The sequence below is a fragment of the Paraburkholderia guartelaensis genome, assembly GCF_004353905.1.
Lineage (GTDB): Bacteria > Pseudomonadota > Gammaproteobacteria > Burkholderiales > Burkholderiaceae > Paraburkholderia > Paraburkholderia guartelaensis.
Map to the genome: position 1 here is coordinate 116,442 of NZ_SMOD01000026.1, position 13,045 is coordinate 129,486.

At 59.4% G+C, this 13,045-nt stretch carries 25 protein-coding genes and 1 pseudogene; all 26 read right to left on the reverse strand.

Going from position 1 to position 13,045, the window contains the following annotated elements; translation table 11 throughout:
* Window positions 1-17: 17 nt before the first annotated feature.
* The gene (gene rpsM, locus E1N52_RS28880; RefSeq protein WP_028213337.1) at window positions 18-383 is read right to left on the reverse strand and encodes a 30S ribosomal protein S13; all 366 of its coding nucleotides are present in this window, start codon (window positions 381-383) and stop codon (window positions 18-20) included.
* 35 nt (window positions 384-418) lie between these two features.
* A complete protein-coding gene (rpmJ, locus tag E1N52_RS28885; RefSeq protein ID WP_027819338.1) occupies window positions 419-535 on the reverse strand; it encodes a 50S ribosomal protein L36 in 117 nt (38 codons plus the stop codon).
* A 21-nt stretch (window positions 536-556) separates the two neighbouring features.
* Window positions 557-775, reverse strand: a complete 219-nt coding sequence (gene infA / locus E1N52_RS28890) for a translation initiation factor IF-1 (protein WP_004521905.1) — start codon at window positions 773-775, stop codon at window positions 557-559.
* Between the two features lie 8 nt (window positions 776-783).
* Window positions 784-2,130: a preprotein translocase subunit SecY gene (gene secY / locus E1N52_RS28895; protein WP_028206524.1), complete on the reverse strand. Its 1,347-nt coding sequence runs from the start codon at window positions 2,128-2,130 to the stop codon at window positions 784-786.
* A 59-nt stretch (window positions 2,131-2,189) separates the two neighbouring features.
* Window positions 2,190-2,624 carry a 50S ribosomal protein L15 gene (gene rplO / locus E1N52_RS28900; RefSeq protein ID WP_028206523.1) on the reverse strand — a complete coding sequence of 145 codons (435 nt, stop codon included), beginning with the start codon at window positions 2,622-2,624 and terminating at the stop codon, window positions 2,190-2,192.
* Between the two features lie 30 nt (window positions 2,625-2,654).
* On the reverse strand, window positions 2,655-2,837 hold the full coding sequence (rpmD, locus tag E1N52_RS28905) for a 50S ribosomal protein L30 (protein WP_010106952.1): 183 nt from the start codon (window positions 2,835-2,837) through the stop codon (window positions 2,655-2,657).
* An 11-nt stretch (window positions 2,838-2,848) separates the two neighbouring features.
* Window positions 2,849-3,367 (reverse strand): 30S ribosomal protein S5, encoded by a 519-nt coding sequence (rpsE, locus tag E1N52_RS28910; protein ID WP_028206522.1) that lies wholly within the window; start codon window positions 3,365-3,367, stop codon window positions 2,849-2,851.
* Between the two features lie 14 nt (window positions 3,368-3,381).
* A complete protein-coding gene (rplR, locus tag E1N52_RS28915) occupies window positions 3,382-3,747 on the reverse strand; it encodes a 50S ribosomal protein L18 (protein ID WP_027819343.1) in 366 nt (121 codons plus the stop codon).
* Between the two features lie 12 nt (window positions 3,748-3,759).
* A complete protein-coding gene (gene rplF, locus E1N52_RS28920; protein ID WP_133186304.1) occupies window positions 3,760-4,290 on the reverse strand; it encodes a 50S ribosomal protein L6 in 531 nt (176 codons plus the stop codon).
* A gap of 18 nt (window positions 4,291-4,308) precedes the next feature.
* Window positions 4,309-4,704: a 30S ribosomal protein S8 gene (gene rpsH / locus E1N52_RS28925; protein ID WP_069268215.1), complete on the reverse strand. Its 396-nt coding sequence runs from the start codon at window positions 4,702-4,704 to the stop codon at window positions 4,309-4,311.
* A 14-nt stretch (window positions 4,705-4,718) separates the two neighbouring features.
* The gene (rpsN, locus tag E1N52_RS28930) at window positions 4,719-5,024 is read right to left on the reverse strand and encodes a 30S ribosomal protein S14 (protein WP_069268214.1); all 306 of its coding nucleotides are present in this window, start codon (window positions 5,022-5,024) and stop codon (window positions 4,719-4,721) included.
* Between the two features lie 7 nt (window positions 5,025-5,031).
* Entirely contained in the window at window positions 5,032-5,571 is a 540-nt protein-coding gene (gene rplE, locus E1N52_RS28935) for a 50S ribosomal protein L5 (protein ID WP_069268213.1), read from the reverse strand.
* A gap of 16 nt (window positions 5,572-5,587) precedes the next feature.
* Entirely contained in the window at window positions 5,588-5,896 is a 309-nt protein-coding gene (gene rplX, locus E1N52_RS28940) for a 50S ribosomal protein L24 (protein WP_069268212.1), read from the reverse strand.
* A gap of 9 nt (window positions 5,897-5,905) precedes the next feature.
* Window positions 5,906-6,274 carry a 50S ribosomal protein L14 gene (gene rplN, locus E1N52_RS28945; RefSeq protein WP_028206517.1) on the reverse strand — a complete coding sequence of 123 codons (369 nt, stop codon included), beginning with the start codon at window positions 6,272-6,274 and terminating at the stop codon, window positions 5,906-5,908.
* A 346-nt stretch (window positions 6,275-6,620) separates the two neighbouring features.
* Entirely contained in the window at window positions 6,621-6,893 is a 273-nt protein-coding gene (rpsQ, locus tag E1N52_RS28950; protein WP_028206516.1) for a 30S ribosomal protein S17, read from the reverse strand.
* Window positions 6,890-7,084, reverse strand: a complete 195-nt coding sequence (rpmC, locus tag E1N52_RS28955) for a 50S ribosomal protein L29 (RefSeq protein WP_028206515.1) — start codon at window positions 7,082-7,084, stop codon at window positions 6,890-6,892. The genes rpsQ and rpmC overlap by 4 nt, the downstream gene beginning before the upstream one ends.
* A 10-nt stretch (window positions 7,085-7,094) precedes the next feature.
* The gene (gene rplP / locus E1N52_RS28960; protein WP_042269753.1) at window positions 7,095-7,511 is read right to left on the reverse strand and encodes a 50S ribosomal protein L16; all 417 of its coding nucleotides are present in this window, start codon (window positions 7,509-7,511) and stop codon (window positions 7,095-7,097) included.
* A 2-nt stretch (window positions 7,512-7,513) separates the two neighbouring features.
* A complete protein-coding gene (gene rpsC, locus E1N52_RS28965) occupies window positions 7,514-8,305 on the reverse strand; it encodes a 30S ribosomal protein S3 (protein ID WP_027797287.1) in 792 nt (263 codons plus the stop codon).
* Window positions 8,306-8,316: 11 nt separating this feature from the next.
* The gene (gene rplV / locus E1N52_RS28970) at window positions 8,317-8,646 is read right to left on the reverse strand and encodes a 50S ribosomal protein L22 (protein ID WP_004199272.1); all 330 of its coding nucleotides are present in this window, start codon (window positions 8,644-8,646) and stop codon (window positions 8,317-8,319) included.
* Window positions 8,647-8,658: 12 nt separating this feature from the next.
* Window positions 8,659-8,934 (reverse strand): 30S ribosomal protein S19, encoded by a 276-nt coding sequence (gene rpsS, locus E1N52_RS28975; RefSeq protein ID WP_006998484.1) that lies wholly within the window; start codon window positions 8,932-8,934, stop codon window positions 8,659-8,661.
* A 10-nt stretch (window positions 8,935-8,944) separates the two neighbouring features.
* Window positions 8,945-9,772, reverse strand: coding sequence for a 50S ribosomal protein L2 (gene rplB / locus E1N52_RS28980; protein WP_069268211.1), 828 nt, complete (start codon window positions 9,770-9,772; stop codon window positions 8,945-8,947).
* 2 nt (window positions 9,773-9,774) lie between these two features.
* Window positions 9,775-10,089 (reverse strand): 50S ribosomal protein L23, encoded by a 315-nt coding sequence (gene rplW / locus E1N52_RS28985; RefSeq protein WP_028206513.1) that lies wholly within the window; start codon window positions 10,087-10,089, stop codon window positions 9,775-9,777.
* Complete coding sequence (rplD, locus tag E1N52_RS28990; RefSeq protein ID WP_028206512.1) at window positions 10,086-10,706, reverse strand: 50S ribosomal protein L4; 621 nt, start codon at window positions 10,704-10,706, stop codon at window positions 10,086-10,088. The genes rplW and rplD overlap by 4 nt, the downstream gene beginning before the upstream one ends.
* Window positions 10,706-11,365 (reverse strand): 50S ribosomal protein L3, encoded by a 660-nt coding sequence (gene rplC, locus E1N52_RS28995; protein ID WP_028206511.1) that lies wholly within the window; start codon window positions 11,363-11,365, stop codon window positions 10,706-10,708. Before rplC ends, rplD begins: the two co-directional genes overlap by 1 nt.
* A gap of 200 nt (window positions 11,366-11,565) precedes the next feature.
* On the reverse strand, window positions 11,566-11,877 hold the full coding sequence (gene rpsJ / locus E1N52_RS29000) for a 30S ribosomal protein S10 (RefSeq protein ID WP_027819357.1): 312 nt from the start codon (window positions 11,875-11,877) through the stop codon (window positions 11,566-11,568).
* A gap of 137 nt (window positions 11,878-12,014) precedes the next feature.
* Window positions 12,015-13,045 (reverse strand): annotated as a pseudogene (locus E1N52_RS29005) (elongation factor Tu); the annotation flags it as partial.

The following is a 13,045-nucleotide window of genomic DNA, read 5'->3' on the forward strand; positions in this document are numbered from 1 at the left end:
GTAACTTTCAGTTCCGCTTACTTCTTCAGCGACTGTGCTGCGCGGCGCGGACCCTTACGCGTACGTGCGTTGGTACGCGTACGCTGGCCACGCAGGGGCAGGCCCTTGCGATGGCGCACGCCGCGGTAGCAGCCGAGGTCCATCAGGCGCTTGATGTTCATCGTCACTTCACGGCGGAGATCGCCTTCGACGACAAACTTGCCCACTTCCTCACGCAGCTTTTCCAGATCCGCGTCGTTCAGGTCCTTGACCTTCTTGTTGAACGGCACACCGGCGGCCACGCAGATGTTGCGCGAACGCGTGCGGCCAACACCAAAAATTGCCGTCAGGCCGATTTCGGTGTGCTGGTGGTTCGGGATGTTAACCCCTGCAATACGAGCCATTGTTTTTCCTCAAACAAAAAGCGCAAGCGCGCTAATCAGCCTTGGCGCTGCTTGTGGCGCGGGTCCGAGCTGCAGATCACGCGAACGACGCCGTTGCGCTTGATGATTTTGCAGTTGCGGCAAATGCGCTTTACCGATGCCATCACTTTCATGATATTACCCTTTTTCCTAAATCACTTCGCCCGGAACACGATCCGCGCACGCGACAGATCGTAAGGCGTCAACTCAACCGTCACCTTGTCGCCCGGGAGAATGCGGATGTAGTGCATCCGCATCTTTCCGGAAATATGTCCCAGAACGACATGGCCGTTTTCCAGCTTCACCCGGAAGGTCGCGTTGGGGAGGTTTTCGATAACCTCGCCTTGCATCTGGATTACATCGTCTTTGGCCATAGGTCCTTTTAACGCATCGGGACGCCGCCGCCCTTGAAGTTAGCCTTCTTGAGCAGCGATTCATATTGTTGCGACATCACGTACGACTGCACCTGCGCCATGAAGTCCATTGTGACGACGACAATGATCAGCAGCGACGTTCCACCAAAATAAAACGGCACATTCCAGCGCAGCACCAGAAACTCCGGCAGCAGGCAAACAAACACGATATAGATCGCACCGGCCAGCGTCAGACGCGTGAGGATGCGGTCGATATAGCGTGCCGTCTGATCGCCCGGACGGATGCCAGGTACGAACGCGCCACTCTTCTTCAGGTTGTCGGCCGTTTCCCTGCTGTTGAACACCAGTGCGGTGTAGAAGAAGCAGAAGAACACGATCGCCAACGCGTACAGCAACACGTACACGGGCTGGCCAGGCTTGAGGGCTTCGGCCACGTTGTGCAGCGTGTCCGCAAACCAGCCGGTTCGCGAACCCGAACTGAACCAGTTCAGGATGGTTGCCGGGAACAGGATGATCGACGACGCGAAGATCGGCGGAATCACACCCGACATGTTCAGCTTGAGCGGCAGGTGGGACGACTGCCCGCCGTAAATCTTGTTACCGACCTGGCGCTTCGCATAGTTCACGAGGATCTTGCGCTGGCCGCGTTCGATGAACACCACCAGGTAAGTCACGGCTGCGATCAGAACGACCACGATGATCGCCGAGATGATGCTCATCGAGCCGGTGCGAACCAGTTCGAAAAGCCCACCGAGCGCATTCGGGAAGCCTGCCGCGATCCCGCCGAAGATGATGATCGAGATACCGTTGCCAAGCCCGCGTTCCGTGATCTGCTCACCAAGCCACATCAGGAACATCGTGCCCGTTACGAGCGTCACGACCGTCGTCAAGCGGAACACCATGCCCGGATCGATCACGAGGCCAGGCTGGTTTTCCAGCGCGACCGCGATGCCGAACGCCTGAAACGTCGCCAGCACCACCGTGAAGATCCGCGTGTACTGCGTGATCTTGCGTTGTCCAGCCTGCCCTTCCTTCTTCAGCGCTTCCAGCTGCGGCGAGACGATCGCCATCAGCTGCAGGATGATCGACGCCGAAATATACGGCATCACACCCAGCGCGAAGATCGTGAACCGAGACAGTGCGCCACCCGAGAACATGTTGAACATGCCAAGGATGCCGCCCGACTGGCTCTGGAAGAGCTTCGCCAGTTGGTCCGGATCGATACCCGGAACCGGAATATGCGCGCCGATACGATAAACGACCAGCGCCAGCAGCAGGAACACTGCACGCCGACGCAGGTCGCCGAACTTCGGTGCGCTGCGACCGGTTTTTGCGAGACTCGGGCTGTTAGCCAAGTAGCTTCTCCGATGCAGATGCTAGTGACGGCGGGCAAGCCCGCACGCACCACTCACAATCACTCGGCAAAAGAACCGCCTGCTGCTTCAATCGCAGCACGCGCATTCTTCGTCGCACCCAGACCCTTGACGACGACCTTACGCTTGATCTCGCCGGTAGCGATGATCTTCGCGCTGCGGGTCAGTTCGCCCACGAGGCCTGCCTGCTTGAGAGCCAACAGATCGATTTCGTCGACCGGCAGCTTCTCGATGTCGGCGAGGCGCACTTCACCAACGAATTCCTTCGTCAGCGAGGTGAAGCCACGCTTCGGCAGACGACGCTGCAGAGGCATCTGACCGCCTTCGAAGCCGACCTTGTGGAAGCCGCCCGAACGCGATTTCTGACCCTTGTGACCACGGCCAGCGGTCTTGCCGAGGCCGGAGCCGATGCCGCGGCCGACGCGACGCTTTGCGTGCTTCGCGCCTTCTGCCGGCTTCAGGTTATTCAATTCCATTTTCAACTCCTGGAGTCTTTGGTCGACCGCTTAGCCGATGACCTTAACGAGGTACGAGACCTTGTTGATCATGCCGCGCACAGCCGGCGTGTCCTGCAGCTCGGAGACCGAGTTCAGGCGGCGCAGGCCGAGACCGCGCACAGTGGCACGGTGCGTTTCGCGGGTCCCAATCAGGCTCTTGACGAGCTGAACCTTGACAGTTTTTTCAGACATGGTACCCACCCTTAGCCCAGAATGTCTTCGACGGACTTGCCGCGCTTCGCCGCGATGTCTGCCGGGGTCGACTGCTTGCGCAGACCGTCCAGCGTGGCGCGAACGAGGTTGTACGGGTTCGTCGAACCGTGGCTCTTGGCCACGACGTTCTGCACGCCCATCACGTCGAACACTGCGCGCATCGGGCCGCCGGCGATCACGCCCGTACCTGCCTTCGCCGGAGCGAGGAGGACGACCGATGCGCCATGCTTGCCGTGCACTTCGTGTTGCAGGGTGCCGTTCTTCAGGGGCACCTTGAACATGTTGCGGCGAGCTTGTTCCATCGCCTTCTGGACAGCAACGGGCACTTCCTTCGACTTGCCCTTGCCCATACCGACGCGGCCATCACCATCGCCAACCACGGTCAGAGCGGCGAAGCCGAGAATACGGCCGCCCTTCACAACCTTGGTCACGCGATTGACCGAAATCATTTTTTCGCGGAGGCCGTCGTCGCGTTCGTCAGCCTGAACTTTCGCTTGCATCTTTGCCATGACGAATTCCTTCCTTAGAACTTGAGCCCGGCTTCGCGCGCAGCATCAGCCAGCGCCTTGACGCGGCCGTGATAGCGGAAACCCGAGCGGTCAAAGGCGACGGATTCGATGCCGGCGGCCTTAGCCTTTTCTGCAATACGCTTGCCGATCAGCGAGGCTGCAGCGACGTTGCCGCCCTTGCCCGACTGGTCAGCCAGTTGCGCACGCACTTCAGCTTCAAGCGTCGACGCGCTGGCCAGCACCTTGGTGCCGCAGGGCGAGAACACTTGCGCATAGATGTGCGTGTTCGTGCGATGCACGGCCAGACGCGCGACCTGCAGCTCAGCGATCTTGAGACGCGTCTGACGAGCGCGGCGCAGGCGAGATTGAGTCTTATCCATGATTGCGCACCCTTACTTCTTCTTCGTTTCTTTGAGGATCACAACCTCGTTGGCGTAGCGCACACCCTTGCCCTTATAGGGCTCCGGCGGGCGGTAGCCGCGGACTTCCGCAGCGACCTGGCCAACTTGTTGCTTGTCGATCCCCTTGATCACGATTTCCGTTTGCGACGGGGTTTCAGCCTTCACGCCTTCCGGCATCTGGTGCACCACAGGGTGCGAGAAACCCAGCGACAGGTTCAGCTTGTCGCCTTGCGCTTGAGCACGATAACCAACGCCAACCAGCGTCAGCTTGCGCTCGAAACCCTTCGTCACGCCTTGCACCATGTTCGCGACAATCGCGCGCATCGTGCCCGACATCGCATTGGCTTCGCGGCTTTCGTCGGTCGGCTCGAACTTGAGCGTACCGTTGTCGTTCACCACCTTCACGAGGCGGTTCGCAGCTTGCGAAATCGTACCCAGCGGGCCCTTGACGGTAATCTTCTCGTCGCTGAGCGTCGCTTCTGCGCCTTGCAGCGCGATCGGGCTCTTACCTACTCGAGACATGTTTCTTCTCCTTAGGCCTTAAGCGACGTAGCAGATAACTTCGCCGCCGACGCCAGTAGCGCGCGCCTTGCGGTCCGTCATCACACCCTTCGGCGTCGAAACGATCGCCACACCAAGGCCGTTCATGACCTGGGGGATTTCGTTGCGGCCGCGGTACACGCGCAGACCCGGCTTCGAGACGCGTTCGATGCGCTCGATAACGGGACGGCCAGCGTAGTACTTCAACGCGATGTTCAATTCCGACTTCGCACCTTCGGTCTTCACCGCGAAGTCGTCGATATAACCTTCGTCCTTCAGAACCTGCGCAATCGCAATCTTCACTTTCGACGAGGGCATAGCAACCGAAACCTTCTCGACCATCTGCGCATTGCGGATGCGAGTCAGCATATCGGCGATAGGATCACTCATGCTCATTTATGTTTCTCCTATTACCAGCTCGCCTTGGTGATGCCAGGGATCTCACCACGGAACGCGATTTCACGAATCTTGTTACGTGCGAGACCGAATTTGCGGAACGTGCCACGCGGACGACCCGTGAGTGCGCAGCGGTTACGCTTGCGAGTCGGGTTCGAGTTGCGGGGCAGTTGTTGCAGTTCCAGGCGAGCCGAATAGCGCTCTTCTTCCGACTTGCTTTGGTCGTCGATGATCGCCTTCAGCGCTGCGCGCTTCGGCGCGAATTTCGCTGCCAGACGAGCGCGCTTCTTTTCACGTTCGATCAGTGCCAGTTTAGCCACGGTAACCTCAGTTTCTGAACGGGAACTTGAAGCCGGCGAGCAGTGCCTTTGCTTCTTCGTCGGTCTTCGCGGTCGTCGTGATGCTGATGTTCAGCCCACGCAGCGCGTCGATCTTGTCGTAGTCGATTTCGGGGAAAATGATCTGCTCTTTCACACCGATGTTGTAGTTACCACGGCCGTCGAATGCCTTGCCCGACACGCCACGGAAGTCGCGCACGCGGGGCAGCGCAACCGTCACGAAACGGTCCAGGAATTCGTACATGGCATTGCCACGCAGGGTAACCATCGTGCCGATCGGGTAGCCTTCGCGAATCTTGAAGCCGGCGATTGCCTTGCGCGACTTCGTGATAACGGGCTTCTGGCCGGCGATCTTCGTGAGGTCGCCAACGGCGTGCTCGAGGACCTTCTTGTCAGCGACGGCTTCACCAACACCCATGTTCAGGGTGATCTTGGTGAGGCGCGGCACTTCCATGACCGACTTGTAACCGAACTTCTCGATCAGGCCAGGAACGACCTTCTCTTTATAAAATTCTTGCAAACGTGCCATTTTTTACTCCGCAGCGTCAGGCGCTCAGAACAGCACCGGTCGTCTTCAGGAAACGAACCTTCTTGTCCCCTTCGACCTTGATGCCCACGCGCGACGGCTTACCGTTCGCGTCGACCAGTGCGACGTTCGAGATAGCCAGCGGCATTGCCTTGGCTTCCACGCCACCCGTCGTACCCTTCATGGGGTTCGGCTTCACATGCTTCTTCGCGATGTTGATGCCTTCGACAGTGACGCGCTCTTCGCCGATGGCCAGCACGACGCCGCGCTTGCCCTTATCTTTGCCGGTAACGACGATAACTTCGTCACCCTTGCGAATCTTGTTCATCGCGGCTCCTTACAGCACTTCCGGCGCCAGCGAAACGATCTTCATGAATCGTTCGCTACGCAGCTCACGCGTAACCGGCCCGAAGATACGGGTGCCGATCGGCTCAAGCTTGGTATTCAAAAGCACGGCGGCGTTGCCATCGAACTTGATCAGCGAGCCGTCTTGACGGCGCACGCCCTTCGCAGTGCGAACCACAACAGCGTTGTAGATTTCGCCCTTTTTCACGCGCCCGCGCGGCGTTGCTTCCTTGACGCTCACCTTGATGATGTCGCCAATGCTGGCATAACGACGCTTCGAGCCGCCGAGCACCTTGATGCACAGAACTTCGCGTGCACCCGTGTTGTCGGCTACTTCAAGCCGAGTTTCGGTCTGGATCATGGTTTATCTTTCCCAACTTAATCCGGTCGCGCCACCATGGCACATCCGGTCAGTCTTGGTCCCGTCAGCCGCGCCGCCACTAGAACGACCGCTCAGCTGCTTGGGTAAGAACAGCAGCGACGGCAAACGAAACCGGCCATCGCATTCCGGTGAATCTTGCTAACCCGGACTGGCGCCCGAATCTGCTTCCCCACCTACATTCGCCTGCTGCTTTGCCAACAGCAAACCCATAAGTAGGGAAGACCAAGACTATAACTCGATAATCTTGGTCTAGCAAGCGAAATCTTCAGCGATTTCAATTACTTCTACACCCCGGGAAATGGCTCCCCGGGGTGTTGCGCCACTTTTAGATGACGCGTGCTGCTTCGATCAGCTTCGACACGGTCCAGGCCTTCGTCTTCGAGAGAGGACGGGTCTCCTGGATTTCAACGAGGTCACCCTCGTTGTACGTGTTCGCTTCGTCGTGCGCGTGGTACTTCTTCGACTGCACAACGTACTTGCCGTAGATCGGGTGCTTGACGCGGCGCTCGACCAGGACGGTGACCGTCTTGTCCATCTTGTTGCTGACGACTTTGCCGACCAGCGTCCGCTTAAGCGAGGTTTTCACGCTTTCGTTCATTTCTGGTTCGCCTTCTGAGTCAGGACGGTCCGCACACGTGCGATGTCGCGACGAACCTTCTTCAGCTGGCTCGTGTTCGTGAGCTGCTGGGTCGCGAGTTGCATGCGCAGGCCGAATTGCGCCTTCAAGAGGTCCGACAGCTCTTTGTCGAGCGCGGCCTTGTCTTTCTGAAGAAGTTCAGATGCCTTCATCAATCACTCCTTAGGCGCCGAGCTGGCGAACCATGAAGACCGTCTTCAGCGGCAGCTTGGCTGCAGCCAGACGGAAGGCTTCACGGGCCAGTTCTTCGGACACACCATCCATTTCATACAGCATCTTGCCCGGCTGAATCTCGGCGACGTAGTACTCAGGGTTACCCTTACCGTTACCCATACGCACTTCCGCCGGCTTTTGCGAGATCGGCTTGTCCGGGAAGATACGGATCCAGATGCGGCCGCCACGCTTGATGTGACGCGTCATTGCACGACGCGCTGCTTCAATCTGACGCGCGGTCAGGCGACCACGACCGATAGCCTTCAGACCGTACTCACCAAACGAAACGGCGTTGCCGCGCGTTGCGATACCGGTGTTACGACCCTTCTGCTCTTTGCGATACTTCCTGCGTTTCGGTTGCAGCATCGTTATTCTCCACTCTTGCCGTCACCGCCGGCGCCACGGCGCGGTGCGCCACGACGGGCACCCGGTGCGCCTTCGCCATCACGGCGCGGACGACGATCGCCCGGACGCGCATTGCGGCGCGGACGCTTTTCTTCGGCGACTTCTTCCACCACCGGTGCGTCGTTGCGGCCGAGCGTGTCGCCCTTGTAGACCCAAACCTTCACGCCGATGATGCCGTACGTCGTCTTCGCTTCCGAGGTTGCGTAGTCGATGTCAGCACGCAGCGTGTGAAGCGGCACTCGACCTTCGCGGTACCACTCGGTACGTGCGATTTCGATACCGTTCAGACGGCCGGCGCTCATGATCTTGATGCCCTGGGCACCCAGACGCATTGCGTTCTGCATCGCGCGCTTCATTGCGCGACGGAACATGATGCGGCGCTCGAGCTGCTGCGTGATCGAATCGGCGATCAGTTGAGCATCGGTTTCCGGCTTGCGGATTTCTTCGATGTTCACGTGAACCGGAACGCCCATGCGCTTCTGGAGTTCGGCCTTGAGGAGTTCGATGTCCTCGCCCTTCTTGCCGATCACCACACCCGGGCGCGAGCTGTAAATCGTGATGCGAGCGTTCTTTGCCGGACGCTCGATCACAACACGGCCCACCGAAGCGTTCTTCAGCTTCTTCTTCAGGTATTCACGAACACCGATGTCTTCCTTCAACATCGCCGCGAAATTGTTGTTGTTCGCGTACCAACGCGAAGCCCAATTGCGGCTGACGGCCAAACGGAAGCCAGTCGGATGAATTTTCTGTCCCATCGTATGGCTCCTTAATTCCCGACCGTCACAGTGATGTGACAGGATTGCTTCTCGATGCGGTTGCCGCGGCCCTTGGCGCGCGCGGTGAAACGCTTCAGCGAAGCTGCCTTGTCGACGTAGATGCTCTTGATCTTGAGCTCGTCGATATCAGCACCTTCGTTGTGTTCCGCGTTTGCGATCGCCGAGAGCACAACCTTTTTCACGATGCCAGCCGCTTTCTTCGGCGAGAACGTCAGAACGTTCAGTGCCTTGTCGACCGGCAGACCGCGGATCTGGTCAGCCACAAGGCGCGTCTTCTGCGCCGAGATGCGGGCACCGCGATGAATTGCCTTCACTTCCATCTTGATTGCCCCTTATTTCTTGGCCTTCTTGTCGGCCGCGTGTCCCTTGAACGTACGGGTCAGTGCGAACTCGCCAAGCTTGTGGCCGACCATGTTTTCCGTGACATACACCGGAACGTGTTGACGGCCGTTGTGCACGGCGATCGTCAGGCCGATGAAGTCCGGCAGGATCGTCGAGCGACGCGACCAGGTCTTGATCGGTTTCTTGTCACGCGATGCTGCAGCCGCCTCAACCTTCTTCAGCAAATGGGCGTCGCAGAACGGACCTTTCTTAATAGAACGTGCCATTGCCTACTCCTTAACGCTTGTGACGGCGCTGGACGATCATGCTCGTCGTGCGCTTGTTGCTGCGGGTGCGATAGCCCTTCGTCGGCGTGCCCCACGGGCTCACCGGGTCGCGACCAGCCGCAGTCTTGCCTTCGCCACCACCGTGCGGGTGGTCGACCGGGTTCATTGCAACGCCACGGACCGTCGGGCGGATACCGCGCCAGCGGTTCGCGCCAGCCTTACCGATTTGACGGAGGCTGTGCTCTTCGTTGCCGACTTCACCGATCGTTGCGCGGCATTCAACGTGCACGCGGCGGATTTCGCCCGAACGCAGACGAACCTGCGCGTAGACGCCTTCACGTGCCAGCAGCATTGCCGACGTGCCAGCCGAACGCGCCATTTGCGCGCCCTTGCCCGGCAGCATTTCGATGCAGTGGATCGTCGTACCGACCGGAATGTTGCGGATCGGCAGCGTGTTGCCTGCACGGATCGGCGCTTCCGAACCCGACATCAGCTGCGTGCCAACCGTCACGCCCTTCGGCGCGATGATGTAGCGGCGCTCGCCGTCTGCGTAAAGAACCAGCGCAATGTTCGCGCTACGGTTCGGGTCATACTCGAGACGCTCCACCTTCGCGGGGATGCCATCCTTCGTACGACGGAAATCGATCACACGGTAGTGCTGCTTGTGACCGCCACCCTGGTGACGCGTCGTGATGCGACCGTTGTTGTTACGGCCAGCCGTCGAGGACTTCTTTTCGAGCAGTGCCGCGAACGGCGCGCCCTTATGGAGGTCCTTGTTGACGATCTTGACCATCGCGCGGCGACCCGGCGAGGTCGGCTTAACTTTCACGATTGCCATGATTACTTGGCCTCCGCTTCAAAGTTGATTTCCTGGCCGGGCTTCAGGCAGACATACGCCTTCTTCACGTCCTTGCGCTTGCCGTTGAAGCGGCCAAAGCGCTTGGCTTTGCCCTTCTGGACCAGCACGTTGACGGACTCGACTTCCACCTTGAACAGCAGCTCGACAGCAGCCTTGACTTCCTGCTTGTTCGCGTCCGGCGCGACTTCGAAGACGACTTGTTCGTTCTTCTCCGCAACCAGCGTCGCCTTTTCGGAGATCACCGGTGCGAGCAGGACCTGCATCAAACGATGATCGTTCTTGCGAATCTCGCTCATGACAGCAACTCCTCGATCTGGGCGACCGCTGCCTTCGTGATCAGGATCTTCTTGAAGTAGATCAGCGAGAGCGGGTCGGCAAAACGCGGCTCAACGACTGCCACGTGGGGCAGGTTGCGCGACGCGAGATACAGGTTCTCGTCGACCGTGTCGGTGATGACCAGCACGGATTCGAGACCCATGGCCTTGAACTTTTCGGCCAGCAGCTTCGTCTTCGGCGCTTCGAGCGAGAGCTCTTCCACGACCGAGATGCGGCCTTCGCGGGCCAGCTGCGAGAAGATCGAGCAGAGACCTGCGCGATGCATCTTCTTGTTGACCTTGTGCGAGAAGTTTTCTTCCGGCGAATTCGGGAAGATGCGACCACCGCCACGCCACAGCGGGCTCGACGACATACCGGCACGAGCGCGGCCCGTACCCTTCTGACGCCACGGCTTCTTGGTGGTGTGCTTGACCTGTTCGCGGTCCTTCTGCGCGCGGTTACCGCTGCGCGCGTTCGCCTGGTAGGCGATAACGATCTGGTGGATCAGCGCTTCGTTGTAGTCACGGCCGAACACGACGTCCGACGCGTTAACAGCTGCGCCTTCCTGACCATTGGCGTTCAGGAGCTTCAGTTCCATTATTGCGCTCCTTTCTTGGCGCGCGCCTTGACGGCGGGCGTCACGAAAACCTTGCCGCCCTTTGCACCCGGCACGGCACCCTTGACCAGCAGCAGCTTGCGCTCTGCGTCGATACGGGCGATTTCGAGGTTTTGCACCGTCACGGTTTCGTCACCCATGTGACCGGTCATGCGCTTACCCGGGAACACGCGACCCGGATCCTGCGCCATACCGATCGAGCCCGGCACATTGTGCGAGCGCGAGTTACCGTGCGAAGCACGACCCGAAGCGAAGTTGTAACGCTTGATGGTACCGGCGTAGCCCTTACCGATCGAGGTGCCTTGCACGTCGATCTTCTGGCCTTCTTCGAAGAGTTCCACACCGATCACAGCGCCAGCGGACAGTTCGGCGGCCTTAGCGGCGTCGATCTGGAATTCCTTGAGGATTTCACCGGCTTGAACGCCAGCTTTGGCGAGATGACCTGCGAGCGGCTTCGTCACGCGCGATGCGCGGCGAGTACCGAAAGTAACCTGCACGGCCGTGTAGCCGTCGGTTTCAACAGTCTTGATCTGCGTCACGCGGTTGTCGGACACGTCCAGCACGGTCACGGGAATCGAATCCCCTTCGGCCGTGAAGATACGGGTCATGCCAACCTTGCGACCTACGAGTCCAAGGCTCATCGTTTTCTCCATTCCCGACTGCGATTGGTCGGGGCTAATTTACAAAGTACCGGCATGTTTTCGAGGTAAAGGCTCGAAGGGGACACACCGATTTTTTGCGCAAATGCGCGAAAAGACGTCAAGTATAACGTCCTTCCTCGATTTCCGCAAGCAATCAAAGACTTAGCGCCACCCGAAGATTCTGGCGGCGCTGGAGGCTCTTACTGCAGCTTGATTTCGACGTCCACGCCAGCCGGGAGGTCCAGCTTCATCAGCGCGTCAACGGTCTTGTCCGTCGGGTCGACGATGTCCATCAGGCGCAGGTGCGTGCGGATTTCGAGCTGATCGCGCGACGTCTTGTTGACGTGCGGCGAACGCAGGATGTCGAAACGCTGGATACGCGTGGGCAGCGGCACCGGACCACGGACGATTGCACCCGTACGCTTCGCCGTTTCGACGATTTCAGCAGCCGACTGGTCGATCAGGCGGTAGTCGAAAGCCTTCAGGCGGATACGGATTTTTTGGTTCTGCATGATGATTCCTTGAAAAGAGCGAGGCGGACTTGCGCCGCCAGACGATATAAAGAGCGCAGGACCACCCCGCGGCAAGGCGCCGCGAGGTGGTCCCTGGGTACATCAACTTCTACAGCAAGCCGAGTATTCTACTCGATTTACTCGATGATCTTTGCAACCACGCCGGCGCCGACGGTACGGCCACCTTCGCGGATTGCGAAGCGCAGACCTTCTTCCATCGCGATCGGAGCGATCAGCTTCACCGTGATCGACACGTTGTCGCCCGGCATGACCATTTCCTTGTCCTTCGGCAGCTCGATCGAGCCCGTCACGTCCGTCGTACGGAAGTAGAACTGCGGACGGTAGTTGTTGAAGAACGGCGTGTGACGGCCGCCTTCGTCCTTGCTCAGCACGTACACTTCAGCCGTGAAGTGCGTGTGCGGCGTGATCGAACCCGCTTGATACCGACGATTTCGATTTCCTCGCCGACCTTGACGATGCCGCGCTCGACGCGACCCGTCACCACCGTGCCGCGACCCGAGATCGAGAACACGTCTTCCACCGGCATCAGGAACGCGCCGTCAACTGCACGCTCCGGCGTCGGGATGTACGTGTCCAGTGCGTCGGCCAGGTTCATGATCGCCACTTCACCCAGCTCGCCCTTGTCGCCTTCCAGCGCCAGCTTGGCCGAACCCTTGATGATCGGCGTGTCGTCGCCCGGGAAGTCGTACTTCGACAGGAGCTCGCGCACTTCCATTTCGACCAGCTCGAGCAGCTCGGCGTCGTCGACCATGTCGCACTTGTTCAGGAACACGATGATGTAAGGCACACCGACCTGACGGGCGAGCAGGATGTGCTCACGCGTTTGCGGCATCGGACCGTCAGCGGCCGAGCACACCAGGATCGCGCCGTCCATCTGTGCCGCGCCCGTGATCATGTTCTTCACGTAGTCAGCGTGGCCCGGGCAGTCGACGTGTGCGTAGTGGCGGTTAGCCGTTTCGTACTCGACGTGCGCGGTGTTGATGGTAATACCACGTGCCTTTTCTTCCGGCGCTGCGTCGATCTGGTCGTACGCCTTCGCTTCGCCGCCGAACTTGGCGGTCAGAACCGTCGTGATCGCTGCCGTCAGCGTGGTCTTGCCGTGGTCAACGTGACCGATCGTGCCCACGTTCACGTGCGGCTTGGTCCG

Coding starts and splice junctions, on each gene's coding strand:
- rplB (WP_069268211.1), bottom strand. CDS start 9,772: ATGGCAATCGTGAAAGTTAAGCCGACCTCGCCGGGTCGCCGCGCGATG.
- rplC (WP_028206511.1), bottom strand. CDS start 11,365: ATGAGCCTTGGACTCGTAGGTCGCAAGGTTGGCATGACCCGTATCTTC.
- rpsS (WP_006998484.1), bottom strand. CDS start 8,934: ATGGCACGTTCTATTAAGAAAGGTCCGTTCTGCGACGCCCATTTGCTG.
- rpsC (WP_027797287.1), bottom strand. CDS start 8,305: ATGGGACAGAAAATTCATCCGACTGGCTTCCGTTTGGCCGTCAGCCGC.
- rpmD (WP_010106952.1), bottom strand. CDS start 2,837: ATGTCTGAAAAAACTGTCAAGGTTCAGCTCGTCAAGAGCCTGATTGGG.
- rpmC (WP_028206515.1), bottom strand. CDS start 7,084: ATGAAGGCATCTGAACTTCTTCAGAAAGACAAGGCCGCGCTCGACAAA.
- rpsM (WP_028213337.1), bottom strand. CDS start 383: ATGGCTCGTATTGCAGGGGTTAACATCCCGAACCACCAGCACACCGAA.
- rplP (WP_042269753.1), bottom strand. CDS start 7,511: ATGCTGCAACCGAAACGCAGGAAGTATCGCAAAGAGCAGAAGGGTCGT.
- rpsE (WP_028206522.1), bottom strand. CDS start 3,367: ATGGCAAAGATGCAAGCGAAAGTTCAGGCTGACGAACGCGACGACGGC.
- rplD (WP_028206512.1), bottom strand. CDS start 10,706: ATGGAACTGAAGCTCCTGAACGCCAATGGTCAGGAAGGCGCAGCTGTT.
- rpmJ (WP_027819338.1), bottom strand. CDS start 535: ATGAAAGTGATGGCATCGGTAAAGCGCATTTGCCGCAACTGCAAAATC.
- rplW (WP_028206513.1), bottom strand. CDS start 10,089: ATGAGCGAGATTCGCAAGAACGATCATCGTTTGATGCAGGTCCTGCTC.
- infA (WP_004521905.1), bottom strand. CDS start 775: ATGGCCAAAGACGATGTAATCCAGATGCAAGGCGAGGTTATCGAAAAC.
- rplO (WP_028206523.1), bottom strand. CDS start 2,624: ATGGAATTGAATAACCTGAAGCCGGCAGAAGGCGCGAAGCACGCAAAG.
- rplX (WP_069268212.1), bottom strand. CDS start 5,896: ATGAACAAGATTCGCAAGGGTGACGAAGTTATCGTCGTTACCGGCAAA.
- rplN (WP_028206517.1), bottom strand. CDS start 6,274: ATGATCCAGACCGAAACTCGGCTTGAAGTAGCCGACAACACGGGTGCA.
- rplE (WP_069268213.1), bottom strand. CDS start 5,571: ATGGCACGTTTGCAAGAATTTTATAAAGAGAAGGTCGTTCCTGGCCTG.
- rplR (WP_027819343.1), bottom strand. CDS start 3,747: ATGGATAAGACTCAATCTCGCCTGCGCCGCGCTCGTCAGACGCGTCTC.
- rplV (WP_004199272.1), bottom strand. CDS start 8,646: ATGGAAGTGAAGGCAATTCATCGCGGTGCCCGCATCTCGGCGCAGAAG.
- rpsQ (WP_028206516.1), bottom strand. CDS start 6,893: ATGAACGAAAGCGTGAAAACCTCGCTTAAGCGGACGCTGGTCGGCAAA.
- rpsH (WP_069268215.1), bottom strand. CDS start 4,704: ATGAGCATGAGTGATCCTATCGCCGATATGCTGACTCGCATCCGCAAT.
- rpsJ (WP_027819357.1), bottom strand. CDS start 11,877: ATGCAGAACCAAAAAATCCGTATCCGCCTGAAGGCTTTCGACTACCGC.
- rplF (WP_133186304.1), bottom strand. CDS start 4,290: ATGTCTCGAGTAGGTAAGAGCCCGATCGCGCTGCAAGGCGCAGAAGCG.